The sequence below is a fragment of the Nostoc sp. CALU 546 genome, from assembly GCF_048836525.1.
Map to the genome: position 1 here is coordinate 13,748 of NZ_JAWJTF010000019.1, position 24,746 is coordinate 38,493.

The 24,746-nt window shown below is 38.8% G+C and carries 20 protein-coding genes and 1 pseudogene; 3 read left to right on the forward strand and 18 right to left on the reverse strand.

The window, feature by feature from the left end:
- Window positions 1–18 precede the first annotated feature (18 nt).
- The 18 genes and pseudogenes from RRG12_RS12100 to RRG12_RS12185 form a co-directional block, all read right to left on the reverse strand.
- Window positions 19–1,980, reverse strand: coding sequence for a hypothetical protein (locus tag RRG12_RS12100; RefSeq protein WP_420759445.1), 1,962 nt, complete (start codon window positions 1,978–1,980; stop codon window positions 19–21).
- Between the two features lie 15 nt (window positions 1,981–1,995).
- Window positions 1,996–3,579 (reverse strand): phage tail protein, encoded by a 1,584-nt coding sequence (locus tag RRG12_RS12105; protein ID WP_420759446.1) that lies wholly within the window; start codon window positions 3,577–3,579, stop codon window positions 1,996–1,998.
- Window positions 3,560–4,504, reverse strand: a complete 945-nt coding sequence (locus tag RRG12_RS12110) for a baseplate protein J (RefSeq protein ID WP_420759447.1) — start codon at window positions 4,502–4,504, stop codon at window positions 3,560–3,562. The genes RRG12_RS12105 and RRG12_RS12110 overlap by 20 nt, the downstream gene beginning before the upstream one ends.
- Window positions 4,505–4,560: 56 nt before the next feature.
- Complete coding sequence (locus RRG12_RS12115) at window positions 4,561–4,923, reverse strand: four helix bundle protein (protein WP_420759448.1); 363 nt, start codon at window positions 4,921–4,923, stop codon at window positions 4,561–4,563.
- Window positions 4,924–4,961: 38 nt separating this feature from the next.
- On the reverse strand, window positions 4,962–8,639 hold the full coding sequence (locus RRG12_RS12120) for a baseplate J/gp47 family protein (protein ID WP_420759449.1): 3,678 nt from the start codon (window positions 8,637–8,639) through the stop codon (window positions 4,962–4,964).
- A gap of 5 nt (window positions 8,640–8,644) precedes the next feature.
- Window positions 8,645–9,031, reverse strand: coding sequence for a GPW/gp25 family protein (locus RRG12_RS12125; RefSeq protein WP_420759450.1), 387 nt, complete (start codon window positions 9,029–9,031; stop codon window positions 8,645–8,647).
- The gene (locus tag RRG12_RS12130; RefSeq protein WP_069069345.1) at window positions 9,031–9,738 is read right to left on the reverse strand and encodes a phage baseplate assembly protein V; all 708 of its coding nucleotides are present in this window, start codon (window positions 9,736–9,738) and stop codon (window positions 9,031–9,033) included. Before RRG12_RS12130 ends, RRG12_RS12125 begins: the two co-directional genes overlap by 1 nt.
- Complete coding sequence (locus tag RRG12_RS12135; RefSeq protein ID WP_420759451.1) at window positions 9,735–10,799, reverse strand: phage late control D family protein; 1,065 nt, start codon at window positions 10,797–10,799, stop codon at window positions 9,735–9,737. Before RRG12_RS12135 ends, RRG12_RS12130 begins: the two co-directional genes overlap by 4 nt.
- A gap of 3 nt (window positions 10,800–10,802) precedes the next feature.
- Window positions 10,803–11,465: a LysM peptidoglycan-binding domain-containing protein gene (locus tag RRG12_RS12140; protein ID WP_420759452.1), complete on the reverse strand. Its 663-nt coding sequence runs from the start codon at window positions 11,463–11,465 to the stop codon at window positions 10,803–10,805.
- Window positions 11,456–12,880, reverse strand: a complete 1,425-nt coding sequence (locus RRG12_RS12145) for a hypothetical protein (RefSeq protein WP_420759453.1) — start codon at window positions 12,878–12,880, stop codon at window positions 11,456–11,458. Before RRG12_RS12145 ends, RRG12_RS12140 begins: the two co-directional genes overlap by 10 nt.
- 99 nt (window positions 12,881–12,979) lie before the next feature.
- Window positions 12,980–13,462: a phage tail protein gene (locus tag RRG12_RS12150; protein WP_069069341.1), complete on the reverse strand. Its 483-nt coding sequence runs from the start codon at window positions 13,460–13,462 to the stop codon at window positions 12,980–12,982.
- An 11-nt stretch (window positions 13,463–13,473) separates the two neighbouring features.
- Window positions 13,474–13,608, reverse strand: a pseudogene (locus tag RRG12_RS12155) (DUF6760 family protein); the annotation flags it as partial.
- A gap of 17 nt (window positions 13,609–13,625) precedes the next feature.
- Window positions 13,626–13,988 carry a hypothetical protein gene (locus RRG12_RS12160; RefSeq protein WP_069069340.1) on the reverse strand — a complete coding sequence of 121 codons (363 nt, stop codon included), beginning with the start codon at window positions 13,986–13,988 and terminating at the stop codon, window positions 13,626–13,628.
- A gap of 20 nt (window positions 13,989–14,008) precedes the next feature.
- Window positions 14,009–14,449, reverse strand: a complete 441-nt coding sequence (locus RRG12_RS12165) for a phage tail protein (RefSeq protein WP_069069339.1) — start codon at window positions 14,447–14,449, stop codon at window positions 14,009–14,011.
- Between the two features lie 310 nt (window positions 14,450–14,759).
- On the reverse strand, window positions 14,760–15,866 hold the full coding sequence (locus tag RRG12_RS12170; protein ID WP_420759454.1) for a phage tail sheath family protein: 1,107 nt from the start codon (window positions 15,864–15,866) through the stop codon (window positions 14,760–14,762).
- Window positions 15,867–16,110: 244 nt separating this feature from the next.
- On the reverse strand, window positions 16,111–17,556 hold the full coding sequence (locus RRG12_RS12175) for a phage tail sheath family protein (protein WP_069069337.1): 1,446 nt from the start codon (window positions 17,554–17,556) through the stop codon (window positions 16,111–16,113).
- Between the two features lie 140 nt (window positions 17,557–17,696).
- Window positions 17,697–18,335 carry a carboxypeptidase regulatory-like domain-containing protein gene (locus tag RRG12_RS12180; protein WP_420759455.1) on the reverse strand — a complete coding sequence of 213 codons (639 nt, stop codon included), beginning with the start codon at window positions 18,333–18,335 and terminating at the stop codon, window positions 17,697–17,699.
- A 14-nt stretch (window positions 18,336–18,349) separates the two neighbouring features.
- Window positions 18,350–18,934, reverse strand: a complete 585-nt coding sequence (locus RRG12_RS12185; RefSeq protein WP_069069335.1) for a DUF4255 domain-containing protein — start codon at window positions 18,932–18,934, stop codon at window positions 18,350–18,352.
- A 411-nt stretch (window positions 18,935–19,345) separates the two neighbouring features.
- Here RRG12_RS12185 and RRG12_RS12190 point away from each other — a divergent pair, with 411 nt between their 5' ends.
- The 3 genes from RRG12_RS12190 (at window position 19,346) to RRG12_RS12200 (ending at window position 24,330) form a co-directional block, all read left to right on the forward strand.
- Window positions 19,346–21,142, forward strand: a complete 1,797-nt coding sequence (locus tag RRG12_RS12190; protein WP_420759456.1) for a DUF4157 domain-containing protein — start codon at window positions 19,346–19,348, stop codon at window positions 21,140–21,142.
- 221 nt (window positions 21,143–21,363) lie between these two features.
- On the forward strand, window positions 21,364–23,484 hold the full coding sequence (locus RRG12_RS12195) for an ATP-binding protein (RefSeq protein ID WP_420759457.1): 2,121 nt from the start codon (window positions 21,364–21,366) through the stop codon (window positions 23,482–23,484).
- Window positions 23,485–23,691: 207 nt separating this feature from the next.
- On the forward strand, window positions 23,692–24,330 hold the full coding sequence (locus RRG12_RS12200; protein ID WP_069069333.1) for a peroxiredoxin: 639 nt from the start codon (window positions 23,692–23,694) through the stop codon (window positions 24,328–24,330).
- Window positions 24,331–24,746 lie beyond the last annotated feature (416 nt).

The following is a 24,746-nucleotide window of genomic DNA, read 5'->3' on the forward strand; positions in this document are numbered from 1 at the left end:
ATCAGTTTGGCGATCGCACTAATCAGGAGAACCTATACATCTTGCTTTGGCAACTATATCGGCACCTGCACTTCCCTGCTTTCCTCCAAGATACCAATATCCGTCACTTTTTATATAAGTAAAAACTTGTTCGCCGCCACCAGCAAATTTTCCTTGCACGTATGTGATAAATGCTACGCATTTGCTACTATGTCCCATTTTGACTTCAGGTTGACCGTTGCTCCATACGTATTCGTTAGAATACCATATCTTTCCCTGTATTTCTCCACTAGGAGTAATGGTTAATGCGTCTACAAGAGTTCTTTGTGTACTACCTTGCGTTTGGGTTCTAATTCTCAAGCCAATATCTCGATTGGAAGAGTCGTCTCTTGCTTGAAGAAAAGCTATTTTTTGTTGTCCATATTCTTTGAGTTGGACATGACCTGATAGGTCAATATTTGTCGTACTGCCAACAGATACACCCACCGACAAAGAGCCAGTTACAGTTAAATTACCAGCAAAAGAAGAAGTTCCTGTTCCTTTTACAGTTAACCCACCATTTGCACCTGTGGCTAATAACATTCTTTCGTTATTTTGATGATCTCGCCAAGAATGATTGCCATTAGCTGTATAGAATAAAGTAGAACTATTAATACCGAGTCCATATCCTGTCCAAAGTTGTATTTTTAGATTATTTGTTGCATCTATATCTGTAAAAACAATTTGTTGATTGCCATTGAGATTAATTTTACCTTCCTGAATACTTAAACTACCTTTGGTAATAACTTTTCCTGTCCCTTTTGGCTTTAAGTTCAAGTCTTGATCGTTATTGCTTCCTGCTGCATAAATTGTGTTGAAACCAAAGCCTATTCCTTGAGTTCCGTTAGTATGCCGAAACTCTATCCCATCACTATCAGCGTTAAAATCGCCTGTCACATATAAACCTTTAACAGCATTCGGATGATTACCTGTGCGAGAAGCAGTTGATATATCTAACTTAGCAACTGGATTTAATGGTGATGATGTCTCAGAAATATTTAGACTACCGTTAAGTAACTGATTACCTTGTACATTTAATTTGTAGTTGCCTGGATTATTCGTACCAATACCAACATTGCCATTTGCTTTGACTCTAATAACTTCATTTCCCTCAATAGCTCCTCCAGATTGGACATTAATGAATCGTAAGTCCTCTTGTGGATCGTCTCCCCAAGCAACTACAGCATCTTTACGATTACTACCTTCGTCTTTTAAGCCAATAAACAGATTATCTGAATTCCAAAAAATCCTCACTCCTCGTTTCATCCATTCACGATTACCACCAGTATTTCCTTCCGAAAATTCATCCCCAATACCTAACAAACTAGAAGTTGCACCTTTGACTAAAATATTGTTGTTAACCTCTAAATTGCCATCAATCTTTAAACTACCTGTCAAAACGGCTAAGTTTGAATTTGCATTTCCCCCAGAACGAAGAGTCAAAGCTTTACTATTAGAGTTTGGTAACGATAAACCTGAATATTCTCGAACGTTAGCATCAAAAGTAATAGTATCTTGAGAAATTGTCAGTTTTGCTAGCTTAACGCTATTTTCAGGAGTTGTAGCTGTAAATCCTAAAACAGGATTTTCAATCCAACGAGTGTAGCTATCAGTTACGTCTTCTTGCTGTTTAACCTGTTGTTTTTGAGAATATTGGATGTAGAGTTCACCGTTAGTAACATTTTTGAAATCGGAAAATGTAATGTCTTGTTTTAAAACAATTAGTTCTCCATTACTATTTATAGCCGAGCCAGATTTAACTAAAACAGCTTTTTTATCTTGAATAACTTCAACTTCCAGCCCTTCAATAATTCCAGAAATATGAAGACTCTGATTATAATAGCGTTGGCGATCGCTAAGATATTTATGTTCGAGTTCAAAGTCATCTTCTAGCAAATATTGTCCTGGAAAATAGTTAGGGCGTTCGTTTGCAAAGTTAGTGAAATCAGTAGTTTTAGCCATTTTTTATCCTGATATTTAGTTCAATGATTGACTAGTTGTTCCGAGAATAGTATTACCAGAAATAATTTGACCTTCTTCATTTTTACGGCAAATTTCTAGAATATTATAAGGAGAAACGGCTGTGAGGTTAAAGGTTTGTTCTAGTAATTGATAAGTCGATAAACGCTGATTAATCTTCAAGGAAGCTTGAACAGTGACTTTACCAACAATATCAATATTATTGAGATTTTTGATCGCCACATCTAATCTATCTATAGTTTGGGTAAATTGTTGGTAGTAAAGGGTACGCTTGATTGTGATTTTATTCTTTTCTCTGATAGTTTCTGGTGTGAATAAATGAAATTCTGAAACATCATCTTGAAGGCGAACTGTAATTTTATTGAGTATATCTGAGGTGATGGTGTTAGGTTGAATAATTTCTACAATTGCTTCTAGTTCGAGTTTTTCAAGAATTGCAGTTATCTGAGGCTGCAATTCTTGAATTTTGGGTGGTTCAAATGCCTGAAAAGTGTAGGGTTGACTCCATATAGATTCTGTTATCTTCATTCCTGATTGTTGCGGTTGACTAGCTTGTTTAAAAATTGTATTTCCTTCAATAATTTCTCCTGTATTGTTTTTATTATAAATTTTAAGGACAGGTGATAAATTTATAGATTGCTCTAATAGTGTATTGCTATATTCTCTACCATTCATATAAAAATAAAGTTTGATTGCTAAATTTCCGACAAAATATTTATCAGTTCGATTTGACAAGGCGACATTGAAACCTGTCAAATTTTCCTGAAAATGCTGATAATTTAAATCTTGTTGAATGGTAAAATATTGATTGTTTATAATTATCTTTGACGAATCAGGAGTAATTAATTTTGAATTACCTTGGAGTTGAAATAATAACTGTTTAGCCAATTGATTAATAGGAATGCTATTACTTACGTTGGGAGTAATTATGACTTCTATAGTAAATTTTTGATTTTGTAGAGGTTCAAATAATTTGAAAGGATAAGCAACGTGCGATCGCTTAGTTAGCTGCATCGTTGGCACAAGAATTTTTAGGGTATAAAATGTCTGTGCTGGCTTTTCGCGATCGATAATGGCTTTGGCAATTTTAGCCTGTCGCCAATACTTATCAGGATCGCGGTCTTTTAAAGTTAATTGAACTTGAAAATAATTAGGAAAATTATCAAATTCATCGAAGACTTCAACCTTTTCACCAAATCCTGAGTTTTTTAAATAAATACCTAAAATTTCGATTAATCCTTGTTTTGTTCCTCGCAAACGATACAGTCGGACTATTTGCTGAATAAATGCTTTTTTAACTTCTACCTGCCAATCATTCCGTAAACTCAAGGCTACCCATCCCGCTAACCAAGGTAAAAATTCCTCTGGAGTTTGTTGAGGATTGAAATAAATATGAATATTATCTATAATTTCTTCTAATCCTGGTGGAGTAGTAATTTGCTCTTGATTAGAAGTTTCATTTATTCCGCTGAGAATTGTTTCAAATGCTAGCAGTAATTGACCGATGAAGGCATCTGTTTGGAGAATTGGCGGTAAATATTGTTGATAGCTACTAATTAGTTCAGAGTTTTTTGCGTTCATTGTCAACTTCTACTAATATTGTAAATTTAGTATTCTCGATATTGAGTTTAACTAATTGATTGTCTGCTAAATTAATTTCTGTTTTGGAGGTATTATTTTTATCTTTAATTTGCAGATTTTCAACGTAATCTACTCCCTCCAAATCATCTAATAGCTTATATAATTCGGATATATAAACACTCCGACCAAAAGGCCATCCTTTTCCCTGCCAATATTTTTGCGATCGCAGCGGATCAAAAAACATTTCAACTTCTTTTTTCGCCTGTGTTTTAACTGCTTCTGCTTGTGCGCCATCTTCAAGCACTAATTCTGCTTCTACGGCTATAGATACATACTCAGGTTCTACAATATGTAGGCGAGTAGTTAAAAGTCTCCTGTTGTCGAGAAAGTTAAATAAGTTTTTATATTGATTTTCTCCTTGATTATTTTCAGGAACAACTACTAAGCTAATATGTCCTTTGGTAACAGTATTAGCATCTAAATGAGATAAATTACGTTGTGCTAAACATTTAACTCTAGCAATTTTTAATTCAGCAGAATCTAGGGATTCATTCCAATCGATAAGTACCAATTTTTCAAAATCATCTGGAGTAATCGCCCGATAAGTTTTCCGCAATTCTAATAAAGTATTTTTAATTTCTGATTGCAAAGTTTTTTGCCGTTCTTGGGTAGAAAGGTTAATTGGTAAATTCCATTGTTCTCCTTTAAGTAAACTCAGAAAACTGGCATAATTATCATCAGGAATTTGATTAACTCGATAGAGAGTCATTTCTGTTAACCATGCCAACAATTCAATCAGGATAATTCCGGTATCTGTGGGATTATGATCTGTCCATTCGGGATATTCAACGGGAATTTGAGAAATGGCTTCTTCTACTAAGTTGGCGTAGGTGCGATCGTCGAGATTGGGTAAGGGTAGAGTCATAAGGGGAATGGGGAATGGGGAATAGGCAAGAGGCAATAGGCAATAGGCAATAGTTTTTAATTATTTAAATTTTTGAGAAGGGAAATAATCATTTTAGTTTCTTCTTGAAGATGCTGAATAATCAATTCTATATCTTTGACAGTGCATAGTCCTACTCTAGAGGATAAGATAAGATGAGTTTGTAATTCATTAATTGAGCCTTGGCTGATGTTTAAAAATCTTCCATAATCACCAGGTGTTCTTCTTCCATATCCTTCCGCAATATTGGCTGGAATAGAAGCAGATGATCTTCTTATTTGTTGAGTCATCCCAAAGAGTTCATCTCTAGGAAAATTTTTAGTTAATAAATAACACTTCTCTGCAATTTCGATGCCTTTTTGCCAAATTATTAAATCTTTAAAATCACGAATTTCTGACATATTTTATTCCTTATATTCACCAGTCTATTGCCTATTGCCTATTGCCTATTCCCTTGAATTTGAATGCTATGAAGACCAGAATAAATTAAAGTATCAGCGCTGAGGGATGAGTTTCTTGTTGTAAGTAATACTTCTAAAGAGTTCACATAATCGACTCCCGAAATGGATTGAATAATGGCGTAAAGATCGGATTTTTGGGGATAGCGGCCAAATTGCCACCCCTCTCCTTTACCTCCGGTTAAGGGATGGAGGAAGGCTTCTAAGCGTTGATTAACACTGTTTCTTACAATATCTGCATTTTCGAGGAACACAGGAGTTATAGTTGCATTCACAGTGAATTCTTGCCATTTGGGGGCGGTAACTATTAAATCCATTGTTGGCTGACAACGGGAACGAATATAGGTTTCGACTCGCTCCAGTAAAGCTAAACTAGGGATTGGTTGGCGATCGCTACTATGGGGTAAAACAATCAATTTAACTTGCCCTGCACGACGGTTGATTTCCCACATCATGTTTGCAAAGCTAGTTCTTTCACTCTCATTGTTGATTGTCAGCAATTTCTCATTGAGAGTATCTTCAAATGACACATCTGCTTTGGTAGGATCGAGCCAAAGTTTTTGATTCAATGGACTAAAATTAGCTGTCAGCAAATCTGGTGGAACTACTTTGACTCTGGCGACATCCGTGGAAGCTTCGTAAGCTAAATCTGCAATATCCTCAAAGGTGACAGCGCGATCGCGATGACGTAGTTGCTTGGGTACTCGTTCTTTGAGACGATCTAAAGTCTCCTGTTGCGCCCCACCTGCGGCTGCTTCGAGGTTAATGACTCGATCGATGTAGGGAATAGTAGTTTTCAGTTGGCTAATAGTTTGTGAGGTGACGTTTCCCTGTTTACCGCCTCCAGTCCGATAAAAAGACAGGCGAATATTATTCCGTCCACTGGGGGGAATCATCCCGGCTTGTCCATTGCCAAAGCGAATTTCGCCTGTTTGTCGATCCAAAATATAATGGCGATCGCTAGCACTAGAAGCATAAAAATCTGGTACTTCTTGCCAAAGCACCCAAACTGACTCAATTTCTCCTAAATCATCTCGAATTACTTTGAGGCGATCGGGTTCTACTTCGGGAATTTCCCCTTCTTGGACTTCTAATTGTTGTCCCATCAAAATGGGGGTGTTATTGGCAACAAAAATTTGATTTGGATCGTGGTTACTTGAACCTAAGATTTCTTCTCGTAAACTAATTGCCTGAACTGCCCAAACTGTATTAGTTAATAAGCGACGCAGACGAGGTTTAACCCAAAAATTACCTCCTTGCCAACGAACTCTTAACCAATAAAGTTGTTTACCAAAGGTTTCTCTTTTGCTGAAATCTGCTGGTGCAATAAATTTAATTAAACCTCGTTGGTAAAATGATTGAGTTTCATCGTATACCCCTAATGGTTGCCAACCTAAATCACTAGAATATTCCCAAACTAATTCCGGTTGTTTGGGATGAATAACTAAGTTACCAGGGTGATAACTTTGTTGCAGAGATTGATTGATGGTGACTTGATTGTTGTTAATATCGCTAATTCTATAGTTATTGTATTGTTTAGCGTTGAGGGGGTTTTGAATTTCTAGGCGATCGCCATTTTCCCAGCCAGTTACATCAGCAAGATTTAGTGTTGTATCTCCGGCGTTTGCCGTTTCTGTGATGAAAGTTTCTGTTGTAATATTAGCTGATAATTCATCTGGTAATGGCGGCTCAACTTGTGCATAAAGAGTAACCGTTTTATTCTCAAAGGATTTATCAAATCCCAGGTAAAGGGTTGATTCTCTATCAACGGTAGGAGTGAAGGGCGTAAAATAACGATTAACGTCAGTATTGCTAGCTACATCCTGCTGAATTATTGAGGTGAGTATAACTTGATTACTTTCGGAGTTTATCGTTTCTATTTGATAATTTTCAGAATTAATTGTTAAAAACTCACCAACAGTTAATCCTTTAACTTCACCCAAAAATAGTAATTTATCTCCACTAGCAGCCTTGCGTTTTAATTTTGTGCTAAAGCTTGTTGGCTGAGAATAAGTAAAATCATTAGCAGCAAAATAAACAGCGTTTTCTGTAATGGTAAAATCGTAGGTTAATTTTAATGATTTAATTATAGGTGGATCGTAAGTTGGGGGAATCATTTCAATGATAATCAACTTACGCATAATCCGAGTGCCAACGTCTAAAATTGTATTCAAAATTCCACTTTTTAGCGTCAGCTTATTATCTGTCTGAGTAATTTTGGTAATTTGATTTTCTTCTGGAAATCCTCCGGTGTTGGGAAGAAGACGAATGGTATCCCCAACCTTGAATAAATCGAGACTATCAACTTTAATTTCGCTTGTTCCTTTTTTGATTTCCTCTCTCAAAACTGCCAAGTCATCATAGATAGGATATTTGCGCTCATCTGCGGCTTTGCCATAATGACCTTGAGTAATTCGAGCGCGAATCCAATAACGAGTTTCGCCATTCACAGTGCTAGGAGAAGGTATATTTTCTGGGTTGGGAAATTGTAACTTTGCTTGGATAATATTTCGTTCAGTAAATTGAATAGCTGAGGAATTCTCTATCCATCTTAGTTGATTGTTTTCATTTGCTATTTCTTGCCATATTTGACCGTTACCAATTTCCCAGTTAATTTTTAAATTATTGATATTTACAGGTTTATAGCTTAACTGTATATCAATAGTAATAATTGTATTTTGTTTAATAAATGTATCATCTAAAGCAATATAAAATGTATCATTAGTTTCTGGTTGTTCGCCAAAGGGATAAAAATCTTTGCTCAGGTCTATAGAAGTAGAATTAAATAAACAATTTTCAGGAATCAAACTAGATTGTTTAACATTTAAACTACCTTGAATATTAGTAACTTTAGGTAAATTTAAAGATATATTAGTTAACTTTGCTTGCAACCATCTCCCTACTTTCCCCTGAATTTCAGAAGGAGTTGGAATAGGTAAATTGGTAAAAGTAATCGTACACTGATTATTTTTTTGACTCAGACCAGGAGTTGGAATTTCTTGCCATTGAAAACCATCCCAATAAGACCAATTCAGCGGTAAATTTTGGAATTGACTAGCACTATCCGTAGTAATAATTAGTTTTATTTGTTTTAACTCTGATAAAGCAAAAATTTCGGGACAAGTTATATAGAGAGAATGGGGAATAGAGCGATCGCCAGCAAAGGCGAAATAAGCTGCATCTTCTTCTCCTGTTGCTGCCAAAGTGCGCTCCGCGTACTTATCCTGACTTGGTTCGCGCACAAATACTGCTTGTAATTGCGTCGTTGTGACAACTAATTCTCGATCCGTTTCAAACACGATTTCTTCGTCTGTACCCTCTGCTGGTGGTACAGAAACTTGAGTATGAGCAGGAACTAACCCATCTCCGGGACTTCCTTGTGCCAAATAAAAGGTTAAAGGAACCTTAGCAGGTTGGGGAGGTTTGAGTTCTCCGCCAATTAAATCAAGGAAAGCCAGAAAATTTTTCTCTGGAACTTGGTTGAGGCGATCGCTGACTAATTTTACCATCCGCCCAAAAATGCGAATTAATGCCCTACCCGCATCTGTTTTATCTTCAGGTGCAGGTTTCCAGTCGGTATATTGCTCTACTAACTTCTCAGTTTGCTGAACAATTTCTTCATAGGTGCGTTGGTCAATTTTGGGCGGTAAATAAGCCATAAAAATTACTGTAAGTAAAAAGGATAAACTAAATTAAAAATATTATTTGTTGTCCGAACTTGATAATTTACCTGAATTAAAATCACATTTGGTTGGTTGCGATCGGGAATTGTATCAACATCTAAAACATCAATGCGAGGTTCCCATTCAATTAACGCATCGCGCACATCACTAACAATTTGTCCAACCGTTCCTAAACTATTAGGAGAGAACACCTTTTCGTGAATATCACAGCCAAAGTCAGGACGCATTACCCGTTCTCCTTTGGCAGTACTGAGAATCATCCAAATGGACTGTCGCACACTTTCTTCGTATTTTGCGACTTTAATTTGACCCTTTTCATCAAGTTGAATTGGTAAAGTCCATCCCACACCCAGAAAATCAATATCCATTACATCACCTCTAATGAACCATCATTTATTTTCACTCCATTTGCACATTTAATCCCTAAACCAGACTGTGCTTCCAAATCATATTTAGCTTTAGCTTTAATAGTGCAATTTGCACCTACTTCTAATTGATAATTTTGTTGAGTTGTTATTTGCAGATTTTTACATTCAATTGATATATCATCATCACTACTCTTTAAGATAATTTTTCCTTTAGTTTCAATAGTTAAATCTTTTTCAACTTGAATATTCATCTTATTTTTTTGAGAATTAATCACAATTTTATTTTTACCAGTCTTATCTTGAATAATAATCTGTTCATTCTCCTCAGTATCATCTAAAACAATCTTATGACCGCTTCGAGATTTAATGACTCGTTGATTATTTTTCCCATCTTCATTTGTTATTGGTGGTTTATCTTTCCCATTCCACAAAGCACCAAGAATGTAAGGGAAATTCATATCACCTTGTTCAAAAGCAACCAAAACTTCATCATCAACTTCCGGCAAAAAATAAATACCCCGGTCATTTCCTGCCATGAGAGTTACGATTCTAGCCCAGTAACTTTCTTCTTCTGAAGATAGCCAAGGAAATTTCACTTTAATTCTTCCTAATCTCTCTGGGTCTTTGTTATTAGTAACTATGCCAACAGTTACGCCGTAAAAATGATTGTTTTGGTTATTTGATAATAAAAACTCTAGTCCATTCATGTAGCATTTCTCCCCACAGTAAATGAAGTTCTATAACCTTGACTTTGTGAATAACTATGTTCCGTGCTTTTAATATAATAAAGCCCGTTAAATCTTTTACCAAGTCCAAGAATTTCAATCACTTTCCCGGCGCATAAATTGGGATTACCTTGACAAGTTCCTTCACCAGTAATGTAGGCGATCGCCATATCCTGAAACTGCCCTAATGCCATGTTATCGGCTTCTTCTTTACTTAATAAAGGTTGATTTACTATCGTATAGCTCGATTCACCAAAGGCTTTTTTGACTGCTTTTGTCCCAGAAGTTAAACCTCCCATTGTGCCACCTTCTTTTCCTACTGTTGCTTTACCCGACACCTCTTCTTTTTCTTTAGCAATCCAACCTTTGACCTCTAACTGTTGTACCTGATTCATCGTACTTAAGCGTGGTAAAAACTCTTGTAAATCTTCTCCATAAGTTAAAGTCAAAACTTTCTCTGTAGCGTTCTCATGGGGGCGAAAATGGAGAGTTTTTTGATCTACTGCAACTTCATAACCAATGCGTTTAGCTCTCTCTTTTAAAAAATCCCAATCTGTTTGATTATGCTGCAAAATATATTCTAACTTCACTTTAGTATCGGTAACTTTGGCTGTAAGTCCTCTAGTTCTAGCAATTTGACTGACAATTTCACTATCCTTAATTTTGAGGAAAGATTTTGTGTGACTTCCTCGCAACAAACGATGGCGTAAATCATGACCACGCACTACTAATACAGGTGCTACATCCTGGGTATATTCTGGTTCTAATCCCGTAATTTCCCCCACCATGATAGTTTTGAGTTCTTGTTCATATCCCATTTGAATTTCTACTTCATTACCAACATCAAATACTTTGTCATCTACCCATGTCATTTCTTGTTTTAATAAGTCCCAAGTAACTAATCGCAGTTCGAACATACCAGGCGCTTCCAAATCCTCAGAGACTAAAGCTGATACCAAATCAGCTGCTATTTCTGCGGCTAAGGGTTTGCTTTGAACCAAAATTTTGACATTAGGATTTAATAAGGAAGCATCATTTGGCATGATTTAACTCCTCTGAGTCAGGCTAGTAATTCGCAAAGGAGGAATTGTCAGCACAGCTCCAGGATTTAAGATACGAGGATTGTTTAAGCGATTTTCTACGGCAATTACACGCCATAAACCCGGATCTCCATATTCTTCAGTGGCGATACTACTTAAAGTTTCTCCTCGTTTAACGATTCTCACAGGATCATCAATGGGATTAGCAATCTTTGCCTTTTTTTTCGGTTCTTTCCATTCTTTAAATTTACAGGTTAAGGTGGCTCTGACAGGCGTACCATCTTCAAGAAAATGAGTCAGTTTTTTAGTAACACTTTCTAAAAAACCATCAGGTAATAATAAGCTATCTTTACCCGATATAGTTCCCCAAATCAGTTGACAACGAGGGGGACGTTTGGGATTTTTGCCAATGCGAGGCTGAGTCAAACTAAAAATTTTGCGGGTATAGTTTTGGACATTTTCTGGGGGAAATCCTATCAGCGTGGTGTCAAAGAACAAATCAAGACTAAGTTGAGTTAATTCTTTAGATGCAACTGGGCCATAATTTCCCATTGACCAGCCTGTTTTGACAATTTCCACTTGATTAGGGTTAAAAAGAACTTTAAATTTATCAGCAAAGTCTCCTGGGTTATTTTTTTCAGCTTTGATAGTTAATTTCTCTAGTGCCATCGATTTTTTCCTCTGCGTTCACTTTCAATTACTAACCGTCGCATTAGTTTGCGTTCAACTTGACTAGCGATCGCATCAACGTCAATATTGGATTGAGTTGCTATTGGCGAAACCGAGGTTTCTGTTGGTGATACAGGACTGGCGAAACTTCTAGGAGGTGATGAAGAATCCGTATTTGATATTGAATTGCGGTTCGGTAGGTTCGATTGCTGGCTATTACTCTTTGATGATGGTGTAGCTTTAGCTATGGGTAAAGGTAAAGATTCAGTTTTTAAGGATGAGTTACTTGGAGAAGTTACAGAAACAATAGGAAGAGGAGATATGTTTTGCTTGTGATTACTTTGATTAATTTGTGAGGTAGAAATAGTAACAGATTGTTTGTTGAGGGTCGTTGCAGGTTTATTTTGAAAAGTTGGTGAATTGATAGCAAATGATATTTTTTGCTTCTTCAAATTAACTTGAGTAGTTAGAGGTTGTGCAGTGACGATGGGAAGTTGTTTTGAAGAGCTTTGAGATATTAAGTTTTCGTGCTTAACTGAGCTTATATTGTCTCCATAATTATCTGCTTGTGTTTCTTGTTGGTCAGCTAAATTATTTAACTCATTAACAATAGGAAGAGATGGCTGTGATCTGGAATCAATCTGGAGTTTTGCTTGAATAATAGGTAGTGTCACATCAGGAAGGTTGGGAAATTCTTGTGATGACAACATTTCTGCTGTTTGTGGTAACTTTTCAGCAATGGATTGTGGCGAAACTATGGGGATTTTTGGTGAAGAGATAGAAGTGGTATCTACATTCAATTGAGATGGGTGATTGAGATTTGATTCAGCGCTATTAGGCAAAGATGTTTGCGAGTTTGTCAAATCTACTAACGCCATTTCTGCTATTTTTGGTAATTGTTCACCAATGGTTTGTGGCGAAACTACTGGAACTTCAGATGAAGATATAGAGGTTTTATTAATTGGCGTTTTTAAAGTTAAAGATTGGGTTTTGTCATCTGTAAAATTATAACTTGATAAATCTGTGATATTTTGGACATGGGTAGTATTAGTAACTGTTCTAATTGGTAAAGATTGAGAAGAATCTATTTTTCTTTGAATTACATTAGTCAAAGGCTTAACTTGGGAGACAGTTGGCAGAGAATTATTTACCCAATTCTCTACTTCTTGTTCTTTTGCTAATGAAACAGGCTGTGCATAAACAATCGGCATAGGCTCAGATGATAGGGTATTAGTATTACCCCAACGTTGCATTTGTTGATTCAAAAGAGGTAAACGATTTAAAAAGCGATCGCAACGATTAATAATGCGCTGACTCATCGCCATTTTCATCATTCCCGGTTGACGCAAGGGACGATGTAGGCGATTTACTAACCCCTCATCAAGTGAATCTTGCCAATTAGATAAGTTTGCCATGATGCAACATAAAACTCCTATACGATTTTTACGAAGCTGAATACAACTATAAAAACCTCCTTACCTATTCCCTACTCCCTACTCCCTACTCCCTACTCCCTATAACTTAGAAATTCCTTGATGCACCAATTCAATTTTTTCTACAGCAATTTCATCGCTACTAGCGTTAAAAGTTGGCCCTTCCCATTTGACGGGATATGCTTTTTTAAACGTCCACCACATCACCGGAATTTGTTGATTATTAAGTAAGATAATCGTACCATTCAACTGCTGAATCCACCCTTGACTAGTTGCTTTATACCAAATATAAAACAAATCAATATTCACTAATCCTCGACTCAAAATTAAATTTGGATAGGTAGTATGTTTGGGGAATTTATGAGTAAAATCGTTTAAGCCTCCTTCCTGATAAGATTCCAACTCAATTTCGCTACTTAAACCGCTAACCTCGCTAAAACCACCAATAACAACTCCTCCAATTTCCACGGCAAAATTATAAGCCATGTAGGGGTCGTGTCCCAGTAAACTGGCTGTTGAACCTGCGGCTAAAGCTGCATTGAGTGCGATAAGTTTGGGATTCATTTTTTTCCTGTTCAATCGCTAAGTCGCTGATTAATTTGTGCTACCTGCGTCACCCACTGCTGACGTTCTCGGTGTTCCATTGTCATAATCTGTTCGTAAGACCAATGAAAATGGTAGGCGAGGTAAGCTACCTCCTCCAGCAGTCGTTCTGTGGGGTAGCAAACTACTCCCCCACGGGAATAGTTTCCACTTCAAACTCTCCGTCACAGTGGGGACAAGCTACCCGTAGACGACTATGACCGTTTTGGTTAATCCTTTGATAAAAATCCTGTAAATAGACTAAATCTCCTGAAAATAAACCCTCAATTATTTTGGTATTAATTTGGTCTAATGTTCCTAGTTGGACTATCGTCCTTGCTAAGAGAATAATTACCAAATAACCAGGATTTTTTTGCACCCTTGGATCTCGGATGGGGGCAATTTCATCATAGGCAGTGGAAAGGCGCATAATGCCTTCGCGGTGAGTGTTACTTTCCGAGTCGAGATATCCTTGAGGCAAGATAAAAGGAAATTCAGTTTGCTGCATGATTTTGCGGAAGGGAAATATTAACCAATGGTGATACCTTCATGAACTAATTCGAGAGTTTCTATTGCTACTTCGTCTGAGGTAGCATTAAAATCTGGAGCATTCCAAGTAGTAGGCCAGCTATTTTCTAAATTCCAGCGAATTTTTTCTTCTCCTTTATCATCAGCTAAAATGATGGAAAGATTACGCCGATCTGTTTCACCATTTTGTAGTTTTTTGTGCCATTCCCACAGTTCTTTATTGTCGGTAATTCCCCGTTTTAGGGTAATGTTGCCATAAGTATTAAGACCGGGAATTTGACGTTGGCTTAATGCTTTATCTGTTCCTTCTCGGTAAGTTCCTGCATTGCGAGTTGCTGTCAAACCGCTACATTCACGAAAACCAGCATGGACAATACCATCCCATTCCACCCAGAAATTATAACCACTGTATGGGTCGTGAGGATTAGAAATTGTTGGCATAATAGAATCTCCTGCAATAAATTTGAATTAACAATTATCAGTTTTTGAGACGCGATAAATCGCCGTTTATACAAGTGTTTTGGTCTTATCTGAACTGTATTGCTATATAACAATACGCTTGGGTTAAGGGTTATTGGTGTAGGTAATTGGTCTTTGAAGACGCGATAAATCGCCGCCTCTACAAGTTTTTTCGTCTTATCTGAACTGTATTGTGTTATATAATTCCCATTTAATTTTTGAAACACTCAACACATATCTACTTCCTTTTTCCACTTTTTTACTATTGCCCATTCCCTATTGCCTATTGCCTTCATATCAATGTAATTCCGCTACTACTTTGAACAACTAAAAGTTGAATAAATTCCCCTGGAATAGTGGGGGCTAAACCAACTTCTGCTATTACTTGTCCCATTTCTCGATTTTCAGGGGGATTAGTTTCGGCATCACATTTGACATAAAATGCCTCTTGGGGCAAAGCACCTTGGATAGCACCTTGTCGCCATAAAGATTCACAATAAACGCTTAATTCCCTTTGCAGCCGCACCCATAAAGGAAAAGCATTGGGTTCAAAGACTGTATCGGCTAAGTTACGATTTACCCAGCGTCCAAAGGTGAGAAATAAGCGACGCACGTTGACATATTGCCATTCAGCGATGGGGCTGAGGGTACGCACTCCCCAGACTCGCATACCTCGTCCTTGGAAGCTACGAATACAATTGACTCCCGCTGCGTTTTTTGGATTCAGCTGTTCTTGGTCTGTGGGAGTTAGGGGAAAACTGAGATCCAGTACCCCTGCAAGTGGAATATTAGCAGGTGCGCCATGTACTCCGACTGTGCGATCGCAACTTGCATATATTCCGGCAATATGACCACAGGGAGGAATTGCTTCTAAACGATGTTCTATTTTTAGCCAAGGTGCATATAATGCCCCATTTTGGCTAGAAAGTCGTTTGCGTTGGTCATTTAGTTTTCCTACATCATTCAAAGCATCAAGAATGGCAAAGCGATCGCCCATCTGCTCGCAATGTTTTAAAATAGCTTGCTGCTTTTGAATAACTTCCGCATCTGAACCAAGCATGATGTCGGGAACACAAACCAAATCAACATTTTCTAAGACTTCGCTGGTCTCTAAACCTTGTTGGAGAGCCTTAAGAGTATTATCAGATAAGGCTATAACATAACAAAGACGACCTCCGTTTTCAAAAAATCCTTTGATTGCATCTGCTAGATATCCCTTGGCTTGACCAAAATATTGCTGAAAATGCGTCGCCAAGGTTAGCTTTTTTGGTTCGTTCACTCCCTCTTTAAGCGATGTCAAGCCAAAGAATACCGGAACACCTGTCAGTAACTCAGGTTGTGGAGTGGGAACGACATAGTTTAAAGAGATACCTGGTATTTTTGGCTCTAAAGTTGTCATTTGTCATTTGTCATTGGTCATTTGTCATTTGTCATTTGTCATTGGTCATTTGTCATTTGTCATTGGTCATTTATCATTATTTTCAGTGAGGAGTAGGGAAAAACCACTTTCATACTTTCCTGTGAAACTTGTTTCCTTGAGATCACCTCCTACCTATTGCCTATTGCCTATTGCCTATTGCCTATTCCCTATTCCCTACTCCCTACTCCCTACTCCCTATTCCCTATCCCCTATTCCCTATCCCCTACGTTCCCGTCCCAGTCCACTGACTCAGACGGAAAATCACGAATTCTGCCGGCTTAACCACTGCTAAACCAATCTCTGTGACAACTTGACCCAAATCCCGCACTTCTGGGGGGTTGGTTTCGGCATCACATTTCACATAAAAAGCTTCTTGGGGTGTTGTGCCAAACAATGCACCTTTGCGCCACTCTATCAATAAAAAAGCACTGATATTGCGGCGGATTTTTGCCCAGAGTTCGGGGGTATTGGGTTCAAAAACTGTCCATTGAGTCCCTTTATCAATGGAGTCTCGCAGGTAACTAAAATGACGGCGAATATTGACGTATTTAAACTCTGTATTTGCATCTCCGCCCAAGGTACGCGCACCCCAAACGCGGATATTCCCGTTTAACTTGCGAATAACGTTAATTCCATCGGGATTAAGCCCATCTTGTTTGGCTTTGCTGAGATTATATTTTAAATCTAAGGCTCCCAAAATAGTTTCATTGGCAGGGGCTTTGTGTACTCCCCTTTGCCCATCAACCCGTGCATAAATTCCCGCAATATGACCGCTTGGGGGAATATAAATATTGCTATTGCTTGCAGGATCGAAAACTTGAATCCACGGGAAATACAATGCTGCATAGGCAGAGTTGAATGGTTTAAGGGTATTTACAACTCCTGTGCTGCTAAGGTCGATGGTATCTAGACTATCCAGAATCGCAATGCGATCGCCTAGTTTTTCCGCATGGTCTTTGATATCATCTCTGAGGGCTAAATTTCCTGGTGCAGCGACGATAGTGATTTCATCAATAGCTTCAAAGGCATCTAAAACGCCAGCAAGTTGATTTTCTCCAGATATCCAGGTGACATAACAACGAGTTCCACCATTTCTGAAAAAGCCATAAACTGCATGAGCTAGGGTGTTTTGTCCTTGGGTATCGCCACTAGGTGGTAAAAAGTCACCAAAGAATTTCTTAAATTCACTAAAGTTTGTGATTAATTTAATTTCCCCTTCTTGAGCGATGTTGGAGTCGCTGGGAATTACTGTTACAGGTAGTTGAACTTGGTAATATCCAGTAATTTTTTCTCCTGAAGGAATCGCATCTTTAAATTTTACGGTTGCAGATTTGTCTGCATCGCTATTGGTAATAGGGTTTGTATCATCTAAATTAACAGGACTCCCACCAACGAAGAAGCCATAAGTCCCCACTGTGGTAACTAGTGGATAATCTCCTGACAATAGGGAATAATTTTTTTGGTTTCCACCTTTACCTTCACCAATCTCAACTGGACTTGTAGGACTACCCACAGACTTAATTGAGGTATTGTTAGTATTAGTTGATGACCAAGCATTGGCTTTAATCGTGCCAATAAAAGCGGCAATACTGGTTCCAACTCCTACAATTGGGGCAGAACCGGAAGCTATTTCTTCAACGTAAACACCTGGAGAAAGATAGGTTGGCATTTCATTAGCTCCTTGATATAAGTAAGAAGGCAAATAGGGAATAGGCAATAGGCAATAGGTATAAGAGTTTTAGCTTAGTTTATTTTTCCTCATATAGTTGATTATTGTGCCTATTTACTTATCCTAAAAAAAATGAGTATTTATTTGGGTTTTAGAGCAAAATTTTGCTCCGCAATTACTTGCCCGCGCTGAATATTGAGTGACTGAGAAACTTGTTGATAACCTGTCGCAGAGACAATCATGGTGATGGTACGCTGACCTGATTTTGGCGATTCTAATCCGATTAAGTGATAATTACCTTGTTGGTCACTAATGGTACTATCTCCACTATTTTGAATCTGTACTTTGGCATTTGTAATCAACTTTTTTGAATCGTCTGCATCAGTAATTTTTCCTTTAATTCCCGTGGGTGAAAGCACAATATCCACCATCGTCGCGGTAATTTTGCCATTGATAGGGGAAGATACTTGAACTTCTTTCCTAGCTTTGTTGTATCGCGTTGGGCTGATAGGTAACGATGCTTCTAAAAGATATTCCCCAGGGGGTAAATTAGTAAAGTAAAAATAACCATCATTGCTGGTAATTTTGCGGTCAGGTCGCTCGGACATTTTTTCCCATTGCGAACCGAATTGCAGTGCTTTTAGAGATAAAATAGCTCGGAATTTTTCTGGCATCTCAATAATTGCAACTATTGCACCAGAAATATTCTTTTGCGTTTCTCCTTGCAAAACTTTACCTGCGATCGCTATTTGTTGGTTAACTATAGATAGTTCGAGCATCGCTACTCCTGAAACTAAGAGTTTGGTCGATGAACTCCCACCAGTCCCGCTTCTTCTCCTGCTTCATCCACAGGAACAGAGATGGTGACAGTACAATGCAAGACAACCTTGGGTCTAGTTCCTTCTTTCCCCCCCATTGCTTGCCAAAATTCCCCAAAACTTTGTAAGTTACTGGGACGTAAACTAATTAGTCTTAAAGGAAGTTCTTGTGCTTCCAAGTTATCTGCAATCAAGGGTTCGGGAAGTTTTCGATGTCGCAGCAACACCTTCATCACTGCTCCTAAAAGTTGATGTTCTGTCTGGACATCCTCTTCATTTTGTGGCCAAGCAGTAATTAGATATGAACAATCTACCCTAGCTGGGGGACGTTTTCTAATTGCTCTGCCATTAGTTTGGCGTTCCACTGACCAAGCACTGCTGCGTAACTCCAGATTCTCCTGCACATCATAAAGAAATAAATTAATCGCTGGCTTTTGTTTAATTGCTCCTTGATAAGGCGTAACAAAACTAATAAAAACTTCCGTGTCTCCAGAAGGAACATCAGGTGGAAGTTCTCGCTTCAGTAGCAATTCTAAAGTAGTGTCTAGACCATCTAACATAATCTAAACAATGTTTGTTTTATGACACTGCTCATTTTGAAAGCTTATGAAAGAAAATAACTGCTAGTTCAAAATAATACAACCAGTTACTAGCTTTATGAATAAAATATACATGAAACATTGTCAAGAATATTGTAACTATTAGTAATATTTGCAAAAACTGTAATTTCAGAAAAATCTGCTAAAATCGATTGATTCAATTTAAAATAAGGAATTTGACGTTGCAAAATCTTTCTGCAACGATAATAATTGAGTTGGACTTTTCTCAGTGTTGTGAAATACCAATGTAATAATTTAGGCTACTAATACTATATATAATAAATACGCAAAAACTATAAGTTACATAAATACTTAAGTATATTTCAGCAGTATTTTTTATTGCAATCCCTAATCGAATGCCGGAGATTAACTATGTACCGAAAACAAATATTTCAAAAAGTTGCACCCTCGCTGCCATCAACGCCAATAAATAAAGAGATTGCCTCTAGTCCCAGTTATGGATCATTGTCTTCAGTTGTGCAGAGAGTGCAACAAGACCCAAATAGCGTGAGTGGGGATGAGAGACAGGAGTTAGAGAGTGCGATCGGTACAAGGTCAACGCGAGAGATTTTGGTGGGGAAGCGAACCTCATGGACACCAGAATTTCAAGGCATTTCCCAACAGCTTTGGGGTGATGCGGGGCAAGTGGTTGCACCAATACAGGCGAAGCTAACAATAGGAGAAGTGGGAGATAAGTATGAGCAAGAAGCGGATCAGGTAGCTAAGGATGTAGTGCAGCAGATTCACGCGCCACAAACGAATGCACTGCCAAAGGAAGATTCAGCGCAAATACAACCGAATACTTTACAACGTCAGCAAACAGATGAAGAAAAATTGCAACTAAAGCAGTTACCAGAGATGGTGCAGCGCCGAGAAGCTATTGCTGGGGGTGAAGCATCAAGGGATTTGGAATCTGCGATTAATAGTACTAGGGGAAGTGGACAGCCTTTGGATGCCAGCCTGCAACAGTCAATGGGGCAAGCGATGGGAACAGATTTTAGTGGAGTTAGGGTGCATACGGATGTTCAGGCTGACCAGTTAAATCAATCAATTCAGGCGAAGGCGTTTACCACAGGGCAGGATGTATTTTTTAAGCAAGGGGCATATAATCCTAGTAGCACGGCGGGACAGGAATTATTGGCGCATGAATTGACCCATGTGGTGCAGCAGAATAGTGGAGATATAGTAGAACGAAAAGTTCAAAAGAAAGGAATAAAAATTGGTTTAACCGATTCTAGAAATAATGTTATCCAAAAGACAGACGATGATGCCGTCCGGCTAGCAAACCAGTATCTTTACAATAAGGGATATCTTATTTATTATCAGAATAAGTGTCAAACATGGAATAATATCCAAACGTTACAGTTGCACCAGAGATTTACTACAGAAGAATTTACTAACTTACGAAATGCACGAGCAGCCAGACTAGTACATAATGCCAAGGGGGAAGCCGTACCCTTTGAACCGCTGACTCCAACGCAAAAACAAGATTTAGCAACTCGGAAACGAATTCTTAGTCGACAGCATCGAACCCATCACCATATTTTAACGTATATAGAACAACAAGTAAGTAATGCTTTTGGTAGAACTGGGATTAATGAATTCTATAGAGGGGCGCACATTATCTTCAATGATCACGCCCGAATCTATGATCGGCTTTTCTCAAAGGCAGAAAGTTTAGCAGCTAGAAACCCCAATCAACGAGTTCGCAGACCCAATCGTGTGATGGATAAATCTACCGCTGCTGGTTCTGCCGGACAGGCTACGCTAGATTATATGGTGTCAGACGGTAATAATATACCCAGCGATGCACAATTGACCCAGCAACAATTAAGCTCAGGAAAAATGTTTAAGCGGCGGGCAGGAACTAAAGAAACTTCGCACTATGGTAGTGAACAGGAAATAGCAGCGGCAGATCCGCAGCGCCCCCAACTGGGGATTGATTTTCCTTTAGCTGTCAAAGGACATCTACTCTTTGGTGTGGTTCCTGATGGGAATGGTGGTTTTAACACATTTGTCCAAACGGAAGGAGCAGGATTCCAAAATTTGCGAGAACATGTTCAAGAGCATGGTAAAGGAGCTATATGGAATAAGTTAGGTAGCTGGCAAACTGGCTTAATAGGTAATTCAACCGCGAGTGAGAAAACAAATACACACCTACAACAATAACCTACTTATTGAGTGCGATCACCTTTGGTTGGGTTGAGGCTGATCTATTGATGAGAGGAATGGCTAACAATTAATTACCGTTAGAACTTTGACCTTCGCAAATTCTTGATCAGATGTTACTAAACGTGCTGAATTTTGAATTGCCATCGCAGCAATTATGGTATCAGTTAATTTCATCCATTTCCATATACAATAACAACTGCTCACTCAAGGAATATCCAGTGTATTCAACAGCAGAAGCGCAGATATTTACCAAACCCATCACCCAAGAACTAGAAATAAGTGCAGATTTAAATGGCTTACAACCTCTTCTAGTGCGATTAGATTGGCTTCTCAAACAAGCTATTTCTCATGAGAAAACAGAGAGAGAAATAGAAGTGTCATGGTTGCAAAAAACCGAGATATTATCAAAGCAAACATCAATTACAATACGGTCAGATTCGCTCTTAGCATGGTTGCAAAATACTTTTGGTTTATCTAGCTTTGACTTAGATATAATAGCGATCGCTCTTGCACCAGAATTAGATCGTCACTATGAACAGCTCTATGCCTATCTCCAAGATGATATAAGCAACAAAAGACCTACAGTAGATATGGTCTTAAACTTGCTCTGTTCTAGCGTTCCTGAAAAGCTATCACGACGTAAGCATTTTACTACTAACTCACCCCTAATTAACCACCGTCTGCTCCATCTCTGCCCAGAACCTCATCAACAGCAATCTACACTTCTTTCTCATCGTCTAATACTCGACTCCCAAGTGGTGAGGTTACTATTACATCAACCAGGGTTAGATTCCCGACTCACTTCTTGTTGTCAACTACTAGAACCAACCATATATTTTGATACTTTATATCTCAAGGCAGATGTACAAACCGCATTAGAAGCCTTGTTGATAGAAGACTGGCAGAAACAACAACCCCTACTGCTCTATTTTCAAGGAACTGATAGCACGGGTAAACGCCGCACCGCCCAAATCCTCGCCAAAAGCCTGGATGTTCCCTTGCTAATCGCCGATTTAGCACGGATGGTAGAGGATAAAGTTACCTTTGAGGAAAAACTGCAACTTTTATGGCGAGAAGCCTGGTTTTTTCACCGTTTGCTGTATCTGGATAACCTCGATATTCTCTACCTACCGGAAAATCAAATTCTCTATCAATCCTTCTTCAGAGAACTAGAAGAGAACAATCGGGGTATAACCATCCTCGCAGGGGTACAAAATTGGGTACCCACAGCTACAGGTGCAACCGGGTTAATTACAGTTCCCTTTACAATTCCTGAGTCTAGTCAACGCAGACAATGTTGGCAAACTCACCTAAAAGCAGCACAGATAACTGTTGAGGATCGAGAGTTAGATGTATTGAGCGATCGCTTTCTGCTAACCCCAGATCAAATTGCCGATGCTGTCGCCACTGCCCATAATACCGCCCGTTGGCAACAAATTGACTCAACTAAAGAAAAATCACTACCGTCATTTTTAAACTTATGTAGTGCAGCTCGCGCTCAATCAGGTCACGATTTAGCTAGCCTCGCCCGTAAAATCGAACCGAAATATACTTGGGATGATATTGTATTGCACCCCAACCAAATCACACAACTACAAGATATTTGCAAAGAAGCAGAATACCGAGATTTAGTACATCAAAAATGGGGTTTTGCAGATAAATTATCTTTAGGAAAAGGTCTAAATGTTCTGTTTTCTGGTTCTTCCGGTACAGGTAAAACTATGGCAGCAGAGGTGATTGCCCATCAACTGCAACTAGACCTTTACAAAATTGATTTGTCTCAAATAGTTAGTAAATACATCGGCGAGACAGAAAAAAATCTCAATCGCATTTTTACCGCTGCAACCAATTCTAATGCCATTCTTTTTTTCGATGAAGCTGATGCCTTGTTTGGCAAACGTTCTGAGGTGCAAGATGCCCGCGATCGCTACGCCAATATCGAAGTAGGTTATCTGTTGCAAAAAATGGAAGAGTATGAAGGTATTGCAATTTTAACTACAAATCTTCGTAGCAATATTGACGAAGCTTTTGAGCGGCGGCTCCGATTTATTATCGAGTTTACCTTACCAGATACAAAGAATCGTCACCTAATTTGGCAGAGAATTTTCCCCAAAAATGCCCCCTGTAGCCACAATCTTGATTTAGAATTATTGGCACAAAATTTTGAGCTTACGGGGGCTAATATTCGCTATATTGCACTGACAGCAGCTTTTTTAGCAGCAGATGATGGGGGAGTAATTGAGATGGTACATTTAATTCGAGCTATGCGTCGAGAGTATCAGAAAATGGGACAAATTATCAGGGATAAGGATTTAGGTCAATATGTAGATTTGCGGTAAAGAAAAACTTGTAGGGAAAACACACTAACTAAAGCATATATATGTACTTTAGTCAATAAATTTTAACTCTCTTTCGTCCTTTATCCAAGAGTGCTGACAACCTAAAATTTTGTTTCAAACTGCTATAGTCCGATTGGGAAATCGGGGTTTTATGTCATGATGGCATACTAGAATATATATGCCTTTCTTAACTACAGGGAATCTCACATGGCTCTCCGTCTAGGTGACACAGTACCCAACTTTACGCAAGCCTCAACACACGGCGACATCGATTTTTACCAATGGGCAGGTGACAGCTGGGTTGTGCTGTTCTCTCACCCTGCTGATTTTACACCTGTTTGTACAACAGAACTCGGCACAGTTGCCAAGCTCAAACCAGAATTTGACAAGCGCAATGTCAAAGCGATCGCACTCAGCGTTGATGACGTTGAATCCCACAAAGGCTGGGTGGGAGACATTGAAGAAACTCAAAGCACCACCCTTAACTACCCAATTTTGGCAGATGCCGATCGCAAGGTTTCTGACCTTTACGACATGATCCACCCGAATGCGAATGCGGCGGTGACAGTGCGATCGGTTTTCGTGATTGACCCTAATAAGAAACTCCGCCTAAGTTTTACATATCCCCCCAGCACAGGACGCAACTTTGATGAAATTTTGCGGGTGATTGATTCTCTGCAATTGACTGATAATTACAGCGTGGCAACACCAGCCGACTGGAAAGATGGAGACGATTGTGTAATTGTCCCCTCACTCAAAGATCCAGAAGTACTTAAAGAGAAATTCCCCAAAGGCTACGAGGAAATCAAACCCTATCTGCGGATGACTCCTCAGCCTAACAAGTAAATCTGAGATTGAAGGAGGCAGGAGGCAGGAGGCAGAAGGTTTTTTTTCAGAAGGGGATTCAAACCCCTCCTGAAAAAGAGCCACCAAATTGAAAATTTGGAGGGGGTCTTCAACCCTTGCTCCCTATGGTCGCGGCAGGAAACAGATAGCGCAGCGGTAGCGAGTCTGCGAGCGTCGGGCAGTTTTCCTCCTGCCTCCTGCCCTCTGCCTCCTGCCTTCCTCGATAATTTTTGATAAAAAAGCAAAGACGCAAAGTTATATCTTCGCGTCTTTGCTTTTTTGCGTGAGAATATAATTAGTTGGCTAGGCATCCGAACCTGGAGGAAATCCCGATGTTTTCATCTCCTTTGGTTTTGCAAATTCGCACATTGCTCATTGGTGTCAACTTAAGCTAGAAATAGCTTCGCTGCGGGCTT

Bases quoted from the DNA above. Each gene is read 5' to 3' on its own strand.
- RRG12_RS12100 (WP_420759445.1), bottom strand. From the start codon at position 1,980: ATGGCTAAAACTACTGATTTCACTAACTTTGCAAACGAACGCCCTAAC.
- RRG12_RS12105 (WP_420759446.1), bottom strand. From the start codon at position 3,579: ATGAACGCAAAAAACTCTGAACTAATTAGTAGCTATCAACAATATTTA.
- RRG12_RS12110 (WP_420759447.1), bottom strand. From the start codon at position 4,504: ATGACTCTACCCTTACCCAATCTCGACGATCGCACCTACGCCAACTTA.
- RRG12_RS12115 (WP_420759448.1), bottom strand. From the start codon at position 4,923: ATGTCAGAAATTCGTGATTTTAAAGATTTAATAATTTGGCAAAAAGGC.
- RRG12_RS12120 (WP_420759449.1), bottom strand. From the start codon at position 8,639: ATGGCTTATTTACCGCCCAAAATTGACCAACGCACCTATGAAGAAATT.
- RRG12_RS12125 (WP_420759450.1), bottom strand. From the start codon at position 9,031: ATGGATATTGATTTTCTGGGTGTGGGATGGACTTTACCAATTCAACTT.
- RRG12_RS12130 (WP_069069345.1), bottom strand. From the start codon at position 9,738: ATGAATGGACTAGAGTTTTTATTATCAAATAACCAAAACAATCATTTT.
- RRG12_RS12135 (WP_420759451.1), bottom strand. From the start codon at position 10,799: ATGCCAAATGATGCTTCCTTATTAAATCCTAATGTCAAAATTTTGGTT.
- RRG12_RS12140 (WP_420759452.1), bottom strand. From the start codon at position 11,465: ATGGCACTAGAGAAATTAACTATCAAAGCTGAAAAAAATAACCCAGGA.
- RRG12_RS12145 (WP_420759453.1), bottom strand. From the start codon at position 12,880: ATGGCAAACTTATCTAATTGGCAAGATTCACTTGATGAGGGGTTAGTA.
- RRG12_RS12150 (WP_069069341.1), bottom strand. From the start codon at position 13,462: ATGAATCCCAAACTTATCGCACTCAATGCAGCTTTAGCCGCAGGTTCA.
- RRG12_RS12160 (WP_069069340.1), bottom strand. From the start codon at position 13,988: ATGCAGCAAACTGAATTTCCTTTTATCTTGCCTCAAGGATATCTCGAC.
- RRG12_RS12165 (WP_069069339.1), bottom strand. From the start codon at position 14,449: ATGCCAACAATTTCTAATCCTCACGACCCATACAGTGGTTATAATTTC.
- RRG12_RS12170 (WP_420759454.1), bottom strand. From the start codon at position 15,866: ATGACAACTTTAGAGCCAAAAATACCAGGTATCTCTTTAAACTATGTC.
- RRG12_RS12175 (WP_069069337.1), bottom strand. From the start codon at position 17,556: ATGCCAACCTATCTTTCTCCAGGTGTTTACGTTGAAGAAATAGCTTCC.
- RRG12_RS12180 (WP_420759455.1), bottom strand. From the start codon at position 18,335: ATGCTCGAACTATCTATAGTTAACCAACAAATAGCGATCGCAGGTAAA.
- RRG12_RS12185 (WP_069069335.1), bottom strand. From the start codon at position 18,934: ATGTTAGATGGTCTAGACACTACTTTAGAATTGCTACTGAAGCGAGAA.
- RRG12_RS12190 (WP_420759456.1), top strand. From the start codon at position 19,346: ATGTACCGAAAACAAATATTTCAAAAAGTTGCACCCTCGCTGCCATCA.
- RRG12_RS12200 (WP_069069333.1), top strand. From the start codon at position 23,692: ATGGCTCTCCGTCTAGGTGACACAGTACCCAACTTTACGCAAGCCTCA.